A 17086-nucleotide genomic window follows, 5' to 3' on the forward strand; every position below is an offset into this window, starting at 1 on the left:
TGTACCTGTCCGGCCCGGCCGGGGCGCGGATCACCGGCGAGGTGTTCGTGGCGCACGGCGACGTGGTGGCGTTGCTCGGGCCCGCCCCAACTCCACACACGGACACCGCGTCCGCGCCGGCCTCGCACGGCCGCTTCTCTCGCCAGGCGCCGTCGAGCCGGCACGGACGGTGGGGACCGTCCGTGCCGGCTTCCCGGGTCAGATCAGCCAGCGGTTGCGGCGCACCAGCGCAAGCCCGGCCCACCAGCGGCCCAGCCCCCAGGTGTGGCCGGCGTAGGTGAGGGCGGTGACGACGGCGGCGAGCCCGTAGACCAGGTGGTAGTCCATGAACGGGTTCGTGGAATGGGTCGCCTCGCCGGCCGCGTCGGTCGTCGCGGGCGGGAAGTCGGCGAACCACATGAGCAGCATCATCACGGCGGCGGCGCCGGCGGCGACACGCAGGCCGATGCCGAGGATCAGGGCGGCGCCGATGCCGAGCAGGCCCAGCATGAACAGCCAGTCGGCCCAGGCGGCGCCGGCGATGTCGTTGAAGAAGCCCTGCAGCGGGCCGACCGCGACACCGGAGAGGAATCCCTTGGTGGGGGAGCCGCCGTTGATCCAGGCGCGCTCCGCGGCGGTGGCGTAGCCGAGGCCGAAGGTCTTGTCGAGGAACGCCCACAGGAAGACGAACCCGAGGGAGATCCGCAGCACGGCCAGGGAACGGGCCGCGTTGTGGGTGAGCATCGAACCCGGCGCGGGAGCGTGCTCGAGCGACGTGGCCGCGGTGCGGCCGGTAGCGGTCATGGTGTCCTCCTCAATCATGGGTTTCTATGCCTCGACTATCCGTCGCCGAACTGCGGGCCTCCCGGGCCTTAAGTCCCGTTCCGGCCGGGACAGCACCGGGACCTGTGGCCCTGGCCGGAGGGACCGTGTTCGAGGTCATGTTGAGGGGCCGCGGCCGGGCCGGCCGCCCCACCTTCGAGAGGAGGCACGATGACCACGCCGTTCGCTCCACCGTCACGGAGAGTTCTCACCGACTGCGTGCGGTCGGCCACCACCGCGCCGTCGCTGCACAACAGCCAGCCCTGGCGGTTCCGCGTGGTCCCGCCCGCCGTCGAGGTGTACGCCGACCCCCACCGCCTGCTGCCGGTCACCGACCCGGACGGCCGTGAGCAGTTGATCAGCGTCGGCGCCGCGGTGTTCACGCTGCGCCTGGCGATCCGGCGGGCCGGTTACGAGGTGGACTGTGACCTCCTGCCCGACCCGCGGGATCCGGCGCTGGCCGCCCGGGTGACCGCCGGCCGGCCGCTGGCCGCCGACCCGACGACCGAGGCGCTCGCCGCGGCGATCCCGTACCGGCACACCAACCGGTGGCCGTTCGCGCGGGTCGCGGTGCCGGACCGCGTCGTCGAGAAGCTGCAGGACGCGGCGGAGAGCGAGGGCGCGGAACTCACCGTCGCCGACCCGGCCGCCCGCGACGCCATCCTCGGCCTGGCCCGCGTCGCCGACCAGCGGCTGCGCGAACGCGCCGACTACGCGGCCGAGATCAGCCGCTGGACCGGCCGGGCCGCCCGCCACGACGGGGTGCCGACCTGGGCGTACGGGCCGGACGACGTACTCGGTGTGATGCCGGTCCGCGCCGCCGGGATGCCGCCGCGGCCGTCCGCGCCGTTCGAGCCGCATCCGACCGTGCTGGTGCTGGCGACCGACGGCGACACCGCCTCCGACCGGCTGCGCGCCGGCCAGGCACTGCAACGGGTGCTGCTGACCGCCACCTGGCTGGGCCTGTCCGCCACCCCGATCAGCCAGCCGGTCGAGGTGCCGGAGATCCGCGAACAACTCACTCGCAGGCCGGCGCAGATGGTGCTGCGGATCGGCTACGGCGGGGTGGCCGGGCGCACCCCGCGCCGGCCGTTGAGCAAGGTGCTAGTGGAGGAGTCGAGATGAAAGCCTGGCATGTCAACGACGTCATGACGGCCGACGTGGTGTTCGCCGCCCCCGGTGCGCTCTACCGGGACCTGGTCGGCCTGCTGGCCGGGCGCCGGGTCAACGCGGTCCCGATCGTGGACGAGGACCGGCGTGTGCTCGGCGTGGTGTCCGAGTCCGACCTGCTGCTCAAGATCGAGTACGCGGGTGCGGCGCGGCCGCGCTGGTTCCAGCGCCGCCGCCGTGACCAGCGCCGCAAAGCCGACGCGCTGACCGCCGCCGAGCTGATGACGGTGCCCGCGGTCACCGTCCTCGGGTCGACCGGCACCCGCGCGGCCGCCCGGCTGATGGACGACGCCCGGGTCAAGCAGCTTCCGGTCGTCGACGACCTGGGCCGCCTGACCGGCATCGTGAGCCGCAGCGACCTGCTCAAGGAGCACCTGCGCACCGACTTCGAGATCCTGGCCGACGTACGGGCCGCCATCGACGAGGTGCTGTTCACCGAGAACGTCGCCGAGGTCGACGCCGAGGTGCGGCGGGGCGTCGTCACCCTGACCGGGCGTACCGAACGCTGGTCGTCGGCGGTGCTGACGGCCCGGCTGGTACGCCTGGTGCCCGGGGTGGTGGAGACCGTCGACCGGATCACCTTCGACTTCGACGACCGCAAGCTGGCCGACCCGGTCCCCGCGTTCTTCGTCGCCTGAACACGTCCCTCCCGGGCCGCGGCGAGTCGCAGGTCCGGGCGGGCGGGGCGACGGGCCGCTCGACCAGCTTCGGCAGGGCCACTGGGACGCCGGTCCGGGCGGGCGAGCCGGCGCCGTTCGCCCGCTGCCCTCTGCCGGAGGGCGGCGGCCGGTGCGGCCGGCCGAGCCAGACGGTCCGAGGTCCGCGGGCCCGATGACTTGGCCACCGGACCCGATGACCGATACTGCAGACGTGACCTCGACAGACGACGACTCTCCCCAGCCGCAGGACGCCCCGGCCGGGACCGGACCGGAGCCGGCCGCCCGCAAACCGCTCAACAACAGCTGGGTCTTCACCCTGGCCGGCCTGGTCGCCGGCGCCTACTTCATGATCGACGGAGCCGTGATGCTCCGGGAGAAGCACGGTGACGGCCTGTTCGCCCTGCTCATCGCCGGCACCGTGGTGATCGTCGCGGTGATCGGCGGTTTCCTGCTCAAGTGGTACCTGGCGGAACGGGCGGCCCAGAGGTAGCCGCACGGCGGCCTGCCGGCCCGGCCTGTCCGGGCGGTGTCGGCCGCCCGGACAGTTCCTCGACGTGGTGTGCCGACTCAGTTGGTGACCAGGACGTCGTCCATGCCCTCGCCGCGCCAGGTGCGCAGCAACTCGTGGAAGACGACCGGGCCGGGGCCGAACGAGAAGTTCACCGGCCGCGGGTTGCCCTCGCCGTTGTAGTAGCCGGGCGTGCACTCGGCCTGGAAGTCGAAGTTGTTCGGGGCCGTCTCGAAGATCGTCCGCACCCAGCCCTCCTCCGCCTCCGCGGTCGGTTCCACCCGGATCGCGCCCCGCTTGCCGGCCTCGGCGACCACCGCGCCGATGTGGGTGGCCTGCTCCTGCAGCACGTGGACGAAGTTGACGGCCGCGGCGTTCTGGATCGCGCCCAGGTGGAACAGGTTCGGGAAGCCGTGACTGTAGAAGCCGTGCAGGGTACGCGGACCGTTGCGCCAGTGGCCCAGCAGCGGCATCCCGCCCCGGCCGGTGACCGGCAGTGTCCCGGACACCACGCCGGAGACGCCGACCTCGAAGCCGGTGGCGAAGACGACGCAGTCCACCTCGTACTCCTGATCGCCGACCACGACGCCGGTCTCGGTCATCCGGGTGATGCCGCCGTGGTCGGCGGTGTCGACGAGGGTGACGTTGGGCCGGTTGAACGTCTGCAGGTAGAAGTCGCTGAACGTGGGCCGCTTGCACATGTACCGGTACCAGGGCTTGAGGATGTCGGCGACGGCCGGGTCCTCGACCACCTCGTCCACCCGGGCGCGGATCTCCTCCATCGTCCGGAAGTCGGCGATCTCGTCGAGGTACTCGCGCTCCTCGGCCGAGATCGTCGGGTCCAGCGTGCCGGTCAGCATCTGCCGCTGAAGCTTCGCGGTGGCGGTCCAGCGGTCGCCGATCAGATCCTGGTCGGCATGGCCGCCGGTCACGATCGTCAGGAAGTTGTCCATCCGCTCCTGCTGCCAGCCCGGCTTGAGCGAGGCCGCCCACTGCGGGTCGGTCGGCCGGTTGCCGCGGACGTCGACCGTCGACGGGGTGCGCTGGAAGACGTACAGGTGCTGGGCCGACTCGGCCAGGTGCGGGATGGCCTGGATGCCGGTCGCGCCGGTGCCGATGATCGCCACCCGCTTGTCGGCCAGTTTCGCGAGCCCGCCGGTCTGGTCGCCGCCGGTGTACTCGTAGTCCCACCGGCTGGTGTGGAACGTGTGCCCCCGGTACTCCTGGACACCGGGGATGCCGGGCAGTTTCGGCTGGGTCAGGGTGCCCGACGAGATCACCACGTAACGGCTCCGGAAGTCGTCGCCCCGGTCCGTGGTCACCTGCCACTCGTTGGCGGCGTCGTCCCAGGTCAGTGAGGTGACCCGGGTGTGGAACATGGTGTCGTCGTACAGGTCGAACCGCTGGGCGATGGCGACGCAGTGCCGGCGGATCTCCTCGCCCGGGGCGTACCGCCACTTCGGGACGTAACCGACCTCCTCCAGCAACGGCATGTAGACGGTCGCTTCGATGTCGCAGTGGATGCCCGGGTAGCGGTTCCAATACCAGGTGCCGCCGAAGTCGCCGCCTTCGTCGACCATCCGGATCTGCTGCACGCCCGCCTGGCGCAGCCGCGCGCCGGTGAGCAGGCCGCCGAACCCGCCGCCGATCACCACGGCCTCGACCCGGTCGGTCTTCGCCTCCCGCTCCACGAACGGGGTGTACGGGTCCTTCGCGTAGTAGCCGAACTCGCCGGCCGCCCGCTGGTACTGGGTGGCCCCGTCCGGTCGGATGCGGCGGTCCCGCTCGGCGCGGTATCTGGCGCGCAGAGCGGTGAGTTCCTCGGGGGTGAACCGGTGGGGTGTAGCGGGGGTGCCGGAGGGGGACATGCGTGGGACCTTTCGCGGGGAGCTTCCGGTGCACAGCCAGGCGATCAATTTAAAGCAACTGACTGATGTGGACGGTGAAGCGGGGCCGCCTGTCGCGTCAAATACGGTCCTCAATGCTCTGGCACGGTGCGCCGTAGAGCCCCTCGAGGGCGTCGACGAGACTCGTCGTGGTCGCCGCCCACACCGAGCGTGAATCGGCGCCCGGCGGCATGGTCCGTTCCCGGCGCGCGCAGAAATGTGTGATCAGGGTGTGCGCCATGTCGTCGCGCTCCTGCCGCACCGCGGGCGTCAGGTGCGGCAGCCGCCGGTGCAGACCGTCCAGGACGGCGTGCAGCGTCGGCGCGGCGCCCACCTCGACGGCCGCCAATCGCCGCAGGTTCGGCTCGGTCATCAGCTGGGCGGCGAACCGGGCGTACCAGCTCGGATTGCCGAGCGTGGCGAGATGGTCGGTGAACGGCCGGACCACGCAGGTCACCCAGTCCCGCAGGGCGTCGCTGCCGCCGTGCCGGTCCAGCAGCCGTTCCCGGATCTCCTCGGTCTGCCGGGCGTGCCGCCGGACGATCGCCCGGACCAGTTCGGTCTTGCCACCGAAGTGGTAGCCGACGGCCGCGTTGTTGCCCTGCCCGGCCGCCTCGCTGATCTGCCGGCTGGACACCGCGAAGACACCGTGTTCGGCGAAAAGCCGCTCGGCCGCCTCCAGGATGCGCGCCCGGGTCGTCTCCACCTGTTCGGCGCGTGCCCGTCTGGCGTGACTCATGCTCGTGCTCCAGTGCGACGTGCGAGGTCCGGCGCGGGCCAGGATATGACCCGCCCCGATCCGGGCCTTGCGCAGCCCCGGGCGCCCAACCGTCTCCGGGCCCCTTCTGTCGTGCCTTCCACCAGCTCAGCGCGCCGTTGACAGCACAGTTACAGCGATGTTTCAATCTTCACCCGTATCTATGTGAGCGATAACACCATCCCCTCGCTGACTGTTCGGTATCCACCGCTGCATTGCTGTTAGCGATCACAAGAATCCGCGACCTACCCGGAGGTCAGAGCACATGTCCCCGCTCCCCGTCTCCCGCCGCCGCGTCCTCGGTGTCGCCATCGCCTCGGCTGCCGCGCCCGCCCTGCTGCGCGCCGCTCCCGCCGCCGCCGCTCTCGTCCCGCCGGTCCGCGCCGACCAGGGCGTCGCCGCCTATCCGTTCGACTTCGGCCAGGTCAGACTGGCCGCCGGGCGGTTCATGGACAACCAGACCCGCACCCTCAACTATCTGCGATTCGTCGACGTCAACCGGCTGCTCTACGTCTTCCGCGCCAACCACGGGCTGTCCACCGGCGGCGCCGCGGCCAACGGCGGCTGGGACGCGCCCACCTTCCCGTTCCGCAGCCACGTACAGGGACACTTCCTGACCGCATGGGCGCAGGCGTGGGCCGTGCTCGGCGACACCGTCTGCCGGGACAAGGCCGACTACATGGTCGCCGAGCTCGCGAAATGCCAGGCGGCGAGCGGCTATCTGTCCGGCTTCCCGGAGGCCGACATCACCGCGGTCCACAACCGCACGCTCACCAACGGCAACGTCCCCTATTACTGCATCCACAAGACCATGGCCGGCCTGCTCGACGTGTGGCGGCTGATCGGTAACACCCAGGCCCGCACCGTCCTGCTCAACCTCGCCGCCTGGGTGGACACCCGCACCGCCGCGCTCACCGGTGCGCAGATGCAGGCCATGCTCGGCACCGAGTTCGGCGGCATGAACGCCGTGCTCACCGACCTCTACCAGCAGACCGGTGACGCCCGCTGGCTGACCGTGGCCCAGCGCTTCGACCACGCGGCCGTCTTCAACCCGCTCGCCGCCGGCACCGACGCGCTCAACGGGCTGCACGCCAACACGCAGGTGCCGAAGTGGATCGGCGCGGCCCGCGAGTTCAAGGCCACCGGCACCACCCGCTACCGCGACATCGCCACCAACGCCTGGAACATCACGGTCGGCGCGCACACCTACGCGATCGGCGGCAACAGCCAGGCCGAACACTTCCGCCCGGCCAACGCGATCGCCGCCTACCTGACCAACGACACGTGCGAGCACTGCAACACCGTCAACATGCTGCGGCTCACGCAGGAACTGTGGCTGATCGACCCGAACCGGGCCGCCTACTTCGACTTCTACGAGCAGGCACTGCTCAACCACGTGATCGGTGCCCAGAACCCCGCCGACAGCCACGGGCACGTCACCTACTTCACGCCGCTGCGCGCTGGCGGCCGCCGCGGTGTCGGGCCGGCCTGGGGCGGCGGCACCTGGTCCACCGACTACGGCACGTTCTGGTGCTGCCAGGGCACCGGCGTCGAGGTCAACACCCGGCTCATGGAGGCGATCTACCACCGCAGCGGTACGACCCTGACGGTCAACCTGTTCGTGCCGTCGACGCTCAACTGGACGCAGCGCGGCATCACCGTCACCCAGACCACCGACTTCCCCTCCTCGGATGTGGTCACGCTGAAGCTGGCCGGGACCATGAGCGGGTCGTGGGGCATCCGGGTGCGCATCCCGTCGTGGACCTCCGGCGCCACCATCAGCGTCAACGGCACGGCCCAGCCGGTCGCCGCCACCCCGGGCAGCTACGCCACGATCACCCGCACCTGGGCGGCCGGCGACACCGTCACGGTCAAGCTGCCGATGCGGATCGTGCTGCGGCCCACCCCCGACAACCCGGCCGTGCAGGCGATCACCTACGGCCCGATGGTGCTGGCCGGCAACTACGGCAACACCGCCCTGACCGCGCCGCCGTCGCTGAACGTCGCCTCGGTCACCCGCACCACCGCCACCGCCGACGGGGCCACCGTCAACCTGGTGCCGTTCCACGACGCGCACGGCGTCAACTACACCGTCTACTGGTCGACGGCGCAGACCTACAAGCTGGTCAACGTCGCCAGCGGCATGGTCCTCGGCATCAAGGACATGTCCACCGCAGACGGAGGGCTCGCCCTCATCTGGGGCGACACCGGCACTGCCGACCACCGCTGGACCCGGATCACCGACGGCACCGCCGTCCGCTTCCGCAACCTCAACAGCGGCAAGGTCCTCGGCGTGCAGAACATGTCCACCGCCGACAACGCGATCGTCCTGCAATGGGCCGACAACGGCACCGCCGACCACCGGTGGACGCTCGTCGACCAGGGCAACGGCACCTACAAGATCCGCAACGTGCACAGCGGCAAACTGCTCGCCGTCCTGAACAACGCCACCGCGCAGGGCAGCCAGGTGGTGCAGGACTCCGACAACGGCACCGCGGACAACCTCTGGCGGCTCACCGCCGTCTGACCGGGACATCGGGGACCGGCGATACGCTGAGCCGGTGACACCCGACCTCGTCCTGTTGACCCGGGTGGCGTACCGGGACCGGGAGATCGCCGGCGTCCGGCTGCGGGACCTTCTCGCGCTGCTCGCCGGCGATCTGCGGACCGGGTGCGGCACCGGACGGCTGATCGAGGCGCTGTGGCCCGACGCGCGGCCGGAGAACCCGCCGAAAGCCCTCCAGATCCTCGTCTCCCGGGCGCGTACGCGGCTGGGAGACGTCGTCGCGCGTACCCCGACGGGTTATCGCCTGACCCTGACCGACGATCAGGTGGACAGCTCCGCGGTGCTGATCCGCGCCGCCGCCGCGGCGCGATGCGCGCGAGCCGGCGATCATGCCGCCGCGCTCGCGCACGCCGCCGCCGGGCTGGCGCTGTGGCACGGCCACGTCCCGGGCACCGCCGAGGACGACAGCAGGCTGGCCGCGCTGCGTGCCGAACGGCGCACCGCGCACCGGGCGCTGGCCCGCGCCCGTGCGCTCGCCCTGGCCCGGCTCGACCGGTACGCCGAAGCCGCCGAACCGCTCGCCGAACTGGCCGTGCAACGGCCCCGCGACGAGGAGATCCTGGTCGAGCTGCTGCGCTGCGAAGCCGCCACGGCCGGGCCGGCGACCGCCCTGACCCGCTTCGACAACTACCGTCGGCGGCTGCGCGACGACCTCGGCACCGACCCGGGACCGGCGGTCCAGGCGGAGCACCGGCGACTGCTGCAAGGTCTGACACCCCGGGTTCGGCACGGTGTCGCTCACGAGCCGAACCCGCTGCTCGGACGGGAGAAGGACATCGCCGCAGTGGAGGCGCTGCTGCGTACCTCCCGGGTCGTCTCGATCGTCGGGCCGGGTGGGCTCGGCAAGACCCGCCTCGCGAACGCGGTGGCCCGCCGCGCCGAACTGCCCACCGTCACCGTGGTTCCGCTCGCCGCCGTCGGTCCCGGTGAGGTCGCGGGCGAGGTGGCGGCAGCGGCCGGCGCCCAGCTGCTGGTGCTGGACAACTGCGAGCACGTGGCCGCCGACGTCGCCGGCGTGGTCAGCGACCTGGTGGCGTCGACCGCCGACGTCCGGGTGCTCACCACCGGCCGCACCCCGCTCGGACTGTCGTCGGAGGCGGTCTACCGGCTGCCGGAGCTCAGCCTGCCGGACGGCGTCGCCCTGTTCGAACAGCGGGCCCGCGCCCAGCGGCCCGGCGCCGACCTGCCCGCCGACGCCGTCGAACAGGTGTGCCGCCACCTCGACGGGCTGCCGCTCGCGGTCGAACTCGCCGCCGCCCGGATCCGGATCATGTCGGTGACCGAGCTGGCCGGGCGGCTCGGCGACCGGTTCGCGGTGCTGCGCGGCGGCGCCCGCGACGCCCCACCCCGCCACCACACCCTGCACGCCGTCGTCGACTGGAGCTGGAACCTGCTCGACCCGGCCGGGCGGGCGGCGATGCGGGCACTGTCGGTGTTCCCCGGCGGGTTCACCGTCGAGGCCGCCGAACGGTTGCTCGGCGGCGACCCGCTCCTGCTCCTCGAACATCTGGTCGACCACTCGCTGCTCAAGGTCTCCGACACCCCGGCCGGGACCCGGCTGCGGATGCTGGAGACGATCCGCGAGTTCAGCGCCGCCCAGCCCGGTGCCACCGACGTGACCGGCGAGTTCCTCGGCTGGGCGCGGGAGTTCGGGCTCACCCACCACGCGCGTCTGTTCGGCCCCGACCCGTACGCCTCCGCCGTCGCCGCCAAGGCCGAGCAGGAGAACCTCCAGCACGCCCTGCGGCTCGCCGTCGACCGCGACGACCGGCCCACCATCGCCGCGATCGCCGCGATCCTCGGCGGCCGCTGGATGCTCGACTCCGACTATCCCCGGCTCACCCAGCTCACCCGGCAGACCTCCTGGCCGCTCTCGCACTACCGGCCGGACCCGGAGCACGTCGAAGTCACCCGTACCGCCCTGGTCCTTGCTTTGGCCACCACCTTCGGCACCGAAGGCCCCCGGCCGGTGCGCGCCGCCGTCGCGCTGCGCCGCCTCGGCCCGGCCGCCCCGGACACCCTGCCCGCCGCGGTCGACCGGGTGATCGCGGCGGTCCGCGACCCGGCCCAGCTGCACCGGCTGTGCGAAAGCCCGGAACCGCTGCTCTCCAGTGTCGCGAACACCCTGATCAGCTACCACCGGGAGGCCGCCGGCGACCTCGACGGCGCCCTCAAGACCGCCCGGCGGGCGCTCGACGAGTCCACCGGGCTGAACCTGCCGTGGCAGCGGTCGGCCGGCCACTGCCGGGTCGCCGAGCTCTGCCTGCATCTGGAACAGGGCGCCCGGGCCCGCGACCACCTGCTCGCCGCGCTGCCCGCACTGGAACGCCTCGGCGCGCAGTCCACGGTGGCCGGCGCGCGTACCTGGCTGGTGCTCGCCAACCTTCAGCTCGGCGACGCCGACGAGGCCGAACGCCGGCTCGAGGAGGCCACCGCCGTCGCCTACGCCGAGGAACTGGAGTCCCACTCGATCGGCTACGACCTCGGCGTCCGCGCCGAACTGGCGTTCGCCCGCGGCGACGTGGACGAAGGGCTGCGGCTGTGGCGGCGGGTCGCCGACCAACTGCGCGACGCCGGCCAGGCGTACGGCGTGATCGACCCGTGGGTGGTGGAAGCCCGGTCGGTGACGGTCGTCGCGCACGCCCGGCACGGACGGCTCGACCCGGTCGCCGACCTCGTCGCGGCACTTCCCGGCCGGCTCCTGGACCTGCTCACCCACCCGCTGGAGCACCCGCCGCCGTACCTGATCGAGCAGACGATCTGTGGCACGATGCTGCTCGCCGTCGCCACGGCCGACCTCACCCGCCCGGACCGGGCCACCGCCGCGGCCCGCATGATCGCGCTGGCCGAACGGTTCCGGGTGCTCCGCAACTTCCAGCCGACCATGTCGGCGGCGACGGCGCGGGCCGACGCGTGCCGGGCCGACCGGCGGGCGTACGAGCAGGCCGTCTCCTCCTACGCCCACCTGGCCGGCGACGGGCTGCGCGCGGTGGCGGCTCAGGCGCTGCGGTCGCGGTTGTAGTTGCGTTTCGCCCACACGTACCCGGCCACGCCGATCGCCCCGCACCAGCCGAGCGCGACCGCGCCGCTGTCGCCGATCGGCGTGCCGAGCAGCAGCCCGCGCATCGTCTCCATGATCGGCGTGAACGGCTGGTGCTCGGCGAACCAGCGCAACCCGGCCGGCATCGACTCGGTCGGCACGAACCCGCTGCCGAAGAACGGCAGCAACGTCAACGGCATCGGCAGATTGCTCGCCGCGGCCACCGACCTCGCCGCCAGCCCCATCCCGACCGCCAGCCACACCAGCGCGAACGCCGTGGCGGTCAACAGCCCCGCGGTGGCCAGCCACTCCGGCACGGTCGCGCCCGGCCGGAAACCCACCAGCACGGCCACACCGAGGACGATCGCGAGCTGGCACAGGATCTGCAGCACGCTGCCCAGCACATGACCGGTCAACACCGAGGTCCGGGAGATCGCCATGGTCCGGAACCGGTCCATGATGCCGCTCGTCATGTCGACCGCCACCGCGATCGAGGTGCCCTGCACGGCGCTGGCCACGGTGATCAGCAGGATGCCGGGCGTGACGTAGTTGACGTACGCCTCCCGGCCGCCCTGGCCGCCCAGCCCGTCGCCGAGCGTCCCACCGAGGACGTAGACGAACAACAACAGGAAGACGATCGGTACGGCCAGCAGCAGCAACGTCGTCGACAGGTCCCGGGACATGTGCCGGAACTGGCGGCGCAACATGGTGGCGGAATCGTTCCTCATGGCTTCGCTCCCGTCATCGCGAAGAACACGTCGTCCAGGTCGGGGGTGTGCACGGTCAGCCCCTCCACCTCGACCGCGGCCGTGTCCAGGCGGGCCAGCAACTCCCGCAGCGAGCGAACCCCGCCGTCACCGGGCACCCGCAGCAGCAGGTCCTCCCCGCCGGGCAGCCCGAGCGCCGCGGCGGCCGCCGCCATCGCCCGGTCGTCGGCGAACCGCAACTCCACGTGGCCGCCCGGCACTCGCCGCTTGAGTTCGTCCGGGGTGCCCTCGGCGACCAGCCGCCCGCGGTCGAGCAGCGCGATCCGGCCGGCGAGCTGATCCGCCTCCTCCAGGTACTGGGTGGTGAGAAAGACCGTCACCCCCTGCCCTGCCAGCTCCCGGACGATCTGCCACATGTCCCGGCGGCTGCGCGGATCCAGACCGGTGGTCGGCTCGTCCAGGAAGATCACCCGAGGCTCGCCCATCAGTCCCATCGCCAGGTCGAGGCGGCGCCGCATACCGCCCGAGTACGCCACCGCGGGCCTCCGCGCCGCCCCGGTCAATCCGAACCGGTCCAGCAGGTCCGCCGTACGCCGCCGCCCCTCGGCCCGGCCCAGATGGTTCAGATCGGCCATGAGCAGCAGATTCTCCTCGCCGGTGAGATAGTCGTCGAGCGCCGAGAACTGGCCGGTCACGCCGATCACGGCCCGCACCCGGCCGGGTTCGCGGGCCACGTCGTGCCCGCACACGCGGACCTCGCCCGCGTCCGCGCGGATCAGGGTGGACAGGATCCGCACCATGGTGGTCTTACCGGCGCCGTTCGGGCCGAGCAGCGAGAACACGGACCCTTCGGGCACCTCCAGGTCGATGGCGTCGAGCGCCATCTGATCGCCGTACGACCGGCGCAGGCCGGTCACCGCGATCGCCGGGATGTCAGTCATGGCGGTGACGGTGCGCCCAACCCGGATCACGGCGGTATCACCGCGGTTTCACCACACCGGACAGTGATGTCCGCCCGCTCCGGACGCGGCTCGCCGCAGGCGCCGCGTTCCGCACGGCCGGCTGATCCAATACCGTCGCACCATGAGTCTCTCCGGAACCGGGCCGGCGCCGCTGTCCGGCCTGGTGGTGGCCGACTTCAGCCGGGTGCTGGCCGGCCCGCTGGCCACCATGACCCTCGCCGACCTGGGCGCCGTCGTGGTGAAGGTGGAACGCCCCGGAACGGGCGACGACACCCGCACCTGGGGCCCACCGTGGGGCGCCGCCTCCTCCTCCTATTTCGAAGGCCTGAACCGCGGCAAATACAGCATCGCCCTCGACTTCACCGACCCCGCCGACCGGGAGACCGCCCTGTCCCTGGCCGCCCGCGCCGACGTGGTCGTCCAGAACCTGCGCCTGGCCGCCTTCGGTCTGGACCACGAGTCGGTCGCCGCCGTCAACCCCAGTGTCATCTACTGCTCCATCACCGGATTCGGGCCCGCCGACCTGCCCGGATACGACTTCCTCGTGCAGGCGGTCGGCGGTCTGATGAGCATCACCGGGCAAGCCGACGGCGACCCGCTGAAAGTCGGCGTAGCCCTCGTCGACGTGCTCACCGCCAAGGACGCAACCATCGGCATCCTCGCCGCCCTCCACCGCCGGACCGTCACCGGCCAGGGCGAGCACGTCCAGGTGGATCTGCTGTCCAGCCTGCTCGGCGGCCTGGTCAATCAGGCGTCCGGCTACCTGGCCACCGGGGCCGCGCCCACCCGGATGGGCAACCGGCATCCGTCGATCGCCCCCTACGAGACCCTCCGCTGCGCCGACGGCCCGATCGCCGTGGCCTGCGGAAACGACCGCCAGTTCACCCGCCTGTGCGCGGCCGTCGGTGCGCCGTCGCTGGCCGAGGATCCCCGTTTCGCCGACAACCCGTCCCGGGTGGCCCATCGCGAGCCCCTGGTCGCGGCGCTGGAGGAAGCCCTGGCCGCAGCCCCCGCCGCCGAATGGGAACGACGCCTGACCGCTGCCGGCATCGCCGCCGGGGTGGTCCGCGACATCGGACAGGCGATCGATCATGCCCGCTCCCTGGGCCTGGATCCCCTGACCAAGGTCGGAGAAACCCAGCAGATCCGCCACCCCATCCGGTACGCCTACGCGCGCCCGAAAACGCCGACACCACCTCCGGCTCTCAACGAGCACGACACCCTGATCCGCTCGTGGCTCTCCGGCGCCGCCACACTGCCCCACCCCAGCCCGTAGCCGCCCCGCTCACCGCTCGCGCCGGCGGACCGTCCGGCCATGTCAGCGCTGACTCCTGGCTATTCACGGCGCTGACCCTTGGCTATTCACGGAAAGCGATCTACGCGGCCGGACGCAGGACGAGGTCGGCCTCCACTCCGTAGTGATCGGAGAGGTAGGCGCTGCGCCCGTCGGGAAGGGCGATCTGATCCTGAAAGACCAGCCGGGCGGCCCCGTCCATCGGCGGCCGCACCAGAACATGGTCGAAGGCGGGCGGAGAGGGCCATCCCGGAGTCGGCCGATACGTCGGCCGGGTGTCTCCGGCCAGCACATCCCGCAGCCCGGTCTCGGCCAGGAAGTCGCGGAGAACGACCGAGTCACGCGGCACGTTGAGATCACCGGTCACCACCACCGGCACCGCCGGATCGAGCGCGGCCACCTGCCGCCTCAGCACGCCGAGTTCCGCTCGTGCGATGCGCGTGTACCGATTTTCCGCCGACCAGTCGTCATCCCGGTTCGCCGACAGATGCGTGTTGACCACCACCAAGTCGCCGTCACCGGTGTCGACGGTCACGACAAGCGCCCCTTTGCGCATCAGATATTCCGGCCGGGCCGGCGGCGTCAACGGGAACCGAACGAACCGCCACCGCGTCACCGGCCAGCGGGAGAGCACGACCAGACCACCCTTGAGCAGGGCCGCCCCGGCAGCTACCCGATGTGGAAACTCCGGAACCAGATGCCGGTACATGACCTCTTGCAGACAGACGACGTCATACCCGGATTCGGCGAGGATTTCGCCGAGCACTCGGAGCCTCGCCCGAACATCCCCTTTGAACAGCGCGTTCAACGTCAGCAGCCGCAGTGTGATCCCACCTCATCGAGCGTTCTCTCCGGGACGGACCATACCGGTCTCGTAGGCGAGGATCACCGCCTGCACCCGGTCGCGGAGTTCGAGCTTGGGAAGGATCCGCTTCATGTGGGTCTTCACGGTGGACTCCTCGACGAACAACTCCGTCGCGATCTCCGCATTCGACAGGCCCCGCGCCACCAGCGTCAGAACATCGCGCTCCCGGGCGGTCAGGGCCTGCAGCCGCCGCGTGCTCTCCGGATCCGGTGGCACGGCCGTCGTCATCCGGTCGATCACCGTCCGCGTGATCGACGGCGACAACAGCGACTCCCCGGCCGCGACCGTGTGAATGGCCTCGATCAACTGTTCCGGCCGTGTTCGCTTCAGCAGGAACCCGGACGCGCCCGCGTTGAGCGCCCCGAACACATAGTCATCGTCCTCGAACGTGGTCAGTATCAGGACCCGGACATCGGGCGCGACCGCACTCAGATCCCGGGTGGCCGCGATCCCATCCTGCTGCGGCATCCGCACATCCATCAGCACCACGTCGGGTGCAAGCGCCCGGGCAAGCGCCACCGCTTGCCGCCCGTCAGCGGCCTCACCCACCACCGTGATCCGATCGTCACTGGAGAGGACGGCCCGCAGCCCCGCCCGCATCAAGTCGTCGTCATCGACGATGAGCACCCGAAGCACCGCGTCTGCCCTCCCTGTCTGCGGCTCGGAGGCGTTGGTTATGTGGCGTGCGCGCTTCACATGGCGGCCTCGGTCGCGGCTATCGGCAGCCTGGCGCGCAGCCGGAACAGTTCCGGCCCGGCGGTGTCCGCCTCCAAGGTCCCGTCGAGCAGCGCCACCCGCTCCCGCATGCCGACGATGCCCATCCCGCCGCCTCGCTGTGGGACCGATCCGACCGGGTTGCTGACCTCGATCTCCACCTCCGAGTTCCCGTAGGCCATCCGAACATCGGCAGTCCCGGACCCGTGCCGAGCGGCATTGGTCAGAGCCTCCTGAAGGATCCGGTAGGCGGCCCAGGCCACCCCGCTGGGCAGCCCTCGCGGCGCTCCATCGAAGGTCGTCGACACTCGCAACCCGCTGGCCCGGTGACGGTCCACCAGTTGCTCCAGGGCCGCCGTGTCAGCCGGTGCGGGATCGGCCGGGCCGGCCTCCTCCCGCAACGCCCGGACCAGCCGGTCGATGTCGGCGATGGTGCTCTGCGCGACTTCTTCGATGGTCTCGATGGCCTGCCGGGACCGTTGTGGGTCGCGCTCGTGCAGCAGCCGTGCGGCACCGGCCTGCACCAGGATCACGTTGATGGCGTGACCGGCCGAGTCGTGCAGCTCCCGGGCGATCCGGGTCCGCTCCTGGGCGGCAGCGAGCCGTCGCTGCGCCGCGATGTCCAGCTCGCGCAGCCGCGCATGTTCCTCCAGCTCGGCGATCCGCTCCTGTCGCAGCCGATTGCGGTCACCGGCCACCCACACCAGCAGGAACATGGTGATCCATGCGGCGAATCCGGGAGCGATCGACAGCATGGACCGCACCTGGTCGTTGACCGCGGTCAGCGAGATCGCCACCGGCGGATACAGCATGACCGCGGTGCAGGCGGCATACCTTCTCCTCCGGGACGCTCCGCCGTACTTCTCGGCGAGCGCATAGGTGGCGATCAGCGCGCCGGGCGGAACGTCCAGCGGGTAGTTGATCGCTATCAGGCACATCGACGCGAGCGCCGTGATCGCGAAGACCGTGCCCGGGGCCCGGCGGGTGAAGATCAGAGGCACGGTCGACACAAGGGCGAGCACGACACCGAGCGGATCCAGTGGCCGGGTGATGCCGTCCTGAGAGCCGAGACCGCCCTGCTGGAGCATCACCAGAGTGAACACGGCGGCGGACGTCGCCACCATGCTGTCGATCAACCACCGCCTCGCTGTCACCCA

General features: G+C 71.5%; 14 protein-coding genes. 6 read left to right on the top strand and 8 right to left on the bottom strand.

Translation table 11 applies throughout. The features are described 5' to 3' along the window. Nucleotides 1-198: 198 nt before the first annotated feature. On the bottom strand, nucleotides 199-783 hold the full coding sequence (locus AB0I88_RS36090) for a hypothetical protein (protein ID WP_361035452.1): 585 nt from the start codon (nucleotides 781-783) through the stop codon (nucleotides 199-201). Nucleotides 784-972: 189 nt separating this feature from the next. Here AB0I88_RS36090 and AB0I88_RS36095 point away from each other — a divergent pair, with 189 nt between their 5' ends. The 3 genes from AB0I88_RS36095 to AB0I88_RS36105 all read left to right on the top strand — a co-directional run bounded on the left by AB0I88_RS36095 (nucleotide 973) and on the right by AB0I88_RS36105 (nucleotide 3120). Next, nucleotides 973-1926 (top strand): nitroreductase, encoded by a 954-nt coding sequence (locus AB0I88_RS36095; protein WP_361035455.1) that lies wholly within the window; start codon nucleotides 973-975, stop codon nucleotides 1924-1926. Beyond that, entirely contained in the window at nucleotides 1923-2609 is a 687-nt protein-coding gene (locus tag AB0I88_RS36100) for a CBS domain-containing protein (protein WP_361035458.1), read from the top strand. Before AB0I88_RS36095 ends, AB0I88_RS36100 begins: the two co-directional genes overlap by 4 nt. A gap of 232 nt (nucleotides 2610-2841) precedes the next feature. Continuing rightward, nucleotides 2842-3120, top strand: a complete 279-nt coding sequence (locus tag AB0I88_RS36105) for a hypothetical protein (RefSeq protein ID WP_361035461.1) — start codon at nucleotides 2842-2844, stop codon at nucleotides 3118-3120. 77 nt (nucleotides 3121-3197) lie between these two features. Here the strand turns inward: AB0I88_RS36105 and AB0I88_RS36110 are convergent, their stop codons facing one another. Both AB0I88_RS36110 and AB0I88_RS36115 read right to left on the bottom strand, forming a co-directional pair. Next, on the bottom strand, nucleotides 3198-5006 hold the full coding sequence (locus AB0I88_RS36110) for an NAD(P)/FAD-dependent oxidoreductase (RefSeq protein WP_361035464.1): 1809 nt from the start codon (nucleotides 5004-5006) through the stop codon (nucleotides 3198-3200). Nucleotides 5007-5103: 97 nt separating this feature from the next. Continuing rightward, on the bottom strand, nucleotides 5104-5763 hold the full coding sequence (locus AB0I88_RS36115) for a TetR family transcriptional regulator (protein WP_361035467.1): 660 nt from the start codon (nucleotides 5761-5763) through the stop codon (nucleotides 5104-5106). A gap of 283 nt (nucleotides 5764-6046) precedes the next feature. Here AB0I88_RS36115 and AB0I88_RS36120 point away from each other — a divergent pair, with 283 nt between their 5' ends. Continuing rightward, entirely contained in the window at nucleotides 6047-8308 is a 2262-nt protein-coding gene (locus AB0I88_RS36120) for a beta-L-arabinofuranosidase domain-containing protein (protein ID WP_361035470.1), read from the top strand. 34 nt (nucleotides 8309-8342) lie between these two features. Next, nucleotides 8343-11369, top strand: a complete 3027-nt coding sequence (locus AB0I88_RS36125) for a BTAD domain-containing putative transcriptional regulator (RefSeq protein WP_361035473.1) — start codon at nucleotides 8343-8345, stop codon at nucleotides 11367-11369. Here the strand turns inward: AB0I88_RS36125 and AB0I88_RS36130 are convergent. Continuing rightward, entirely contained in the window at nucleotides 11345-12115 is a 771-nt protein-coding gene (locus AB0I88_RS36130; RefSeq protein WP_361035476.1) for an ABC transporter permease, read from the bottom strand. The genes AB0I88_RS36125 and AB0I88_RS36130 overlap by 25 nt on opposite strands. Next, nucleotides 12112-13035 carry an ATP-binding cassette domain-containing protein gene (locus AB0I88_RS36135; protein WP_361035479.1) on the bottom strand — a complete coding sequence of 308 codons (924 nt, stop codon included), beginning with the start codon at nucleotides 13033-13035 and terminating at the stop codon, nucleotides 12112-12114. The genes AB0I88_RS36130 and AB0I88_RS36135 overlap by 4 nt, the downstream gene beginning before the upstream one ends. Before the next feature lie 142 nt (nucleotides 13036-13177). On the opposite strand from AB0I88_RS36135, the gene AB0I88_RS36140 reads away from it, so the two are divergent. Beyond that, nucleotides 13178-14332: a CoA transferase gene (locus tag AB0I88_RS36140; protein ID WP_361035482.1), complete on the top strand. Its 1155-nt coding sequence runs from the start codon at nucleotides 13178-13180 to the stop codon at nucleotides 14330-14332. Nucleotides 14333-14432: 100 nt separating this feature from the next. On the opposite strand, the gene AB0I88_RS36145 is transcribed toward AB0I88_RS36140, so the two are convergent. Genes AB0I88_RS36145 through AB0I88_RS36155 form a run of 3 tightly spaced genes read right to left on the bottom strand, consistent with a single transcriptional unit; the run spans nucleotide 14433 to nucleotide 17083 of the window. Further along, on the bottom strand, nucleotides 14433-15158 hold the full coding sequence (locus tag AB0I88_RS36145) for an endonuclease/exonuclease/phosphatase family protein (protein WP_361035485.1): 726 nt from the start codon (nucleotides 15156-15158) through the stop codon (nucleotides 14433-14435). Nucleotides 15159-15185: 27 nt separating this feature from the next. After that, the gene (locus AB0I88_RS36150; protein ID WP_361035488.1) at nucleotides 15186-15851 is read right to left on the bottom strand and encodes a response regulator transcription factor; all 666 of its coding nucleotides are present in this window, start codon (nucleotides 15849-15851) and stop codon (nucleotides 15186-15188) included. Nucleotides 15852-15907: 56 nt separating this feature from the next. Continuing rightward, on the bottom strand, nucleotides 15908-17083 hold the full coding sequence (locus tag AB0I88_RS36155; protein WP_361035491.1) for a histidine kinase: 1176 nt from the start codon (nucleotides 17081-17083) through the stop codon (nucleotides 15908-15910). Between the last annotated feature and the right edge of the window lie 3 nt (nucleotides 17084-17086).

Source organism: Actinoplanes sp. NPDC049802, from assembly GCF_040656595.1.
Lineage (GTDB): Bacteria > Actinomycetota > Actinomycetes > Mycobacteriales > Micromonosporaceae > Actinoplanes.

Coding starts and splice junctions, on each gene's coding strand:
- AB0I88_RS36090 (WP_361035452.1), bottom strand. CDS start 783: ATGACCGCTACCGGCCGCACCGCGGCCACGTCGCTCGAGCACGCTCCC.
- AB0I88_RS36095 (WP_361035455.1), top strand. CDS start 973: ATGACCACGCCGTTCGCTCCACCGTCACGGAGAGTTCTCACCGACTGC.
- AB0I88_RS36100 (WP_361035458.1), top strand. CDS start 1,923: ATGAAAGCCTGGCATGTCAACGACGTCATGACGGCCGACGTGGTGTTC.
- AB0I88_RS36110 (WP_361035464.1), bottom strand. CDS start 5,006: ATGTCCCCCTCCGGCACCCCCGCTACACCCCACCGGTTCACCCCCGAG.
- AB0I88_RS36115 (WP_361035467.1), bottom strand. CDS start 5,763: ATGAGTCACGCCAGACGGGCACGCGCCGAACAGGTGGAGACGACCCGG.
- AB0I88_RS36120 (WP_361035470.1), top strand. CDS start 6,047: ATGTCCCCGCTCCCCGTCTCCCGCCGCCGCGTCCTCGGTGTCGCCATC.
- AB0I88_RS36130 (WP_361035476.1), bottom strand. CDS start 12,115: ATGAGGAACGATTCCGCCACCATGTTGCGCCGCCAGTTCCGGCACATG.
- AB0I88_RS36135 (WP_361035479.1), bottom strand. CDS start 13,035: ATGACTGACATCCCGGCGATCGCGGTGACCGGCCTGCGCCGGTCGTAC.
- AB0I88_RS36140 (WP_361035482.1), top strand. CDS start 13,178: ATGAGTCTCTCCGGAACCGGGCCGGCGCCGCTGTCCGGCCTGGTGGTG.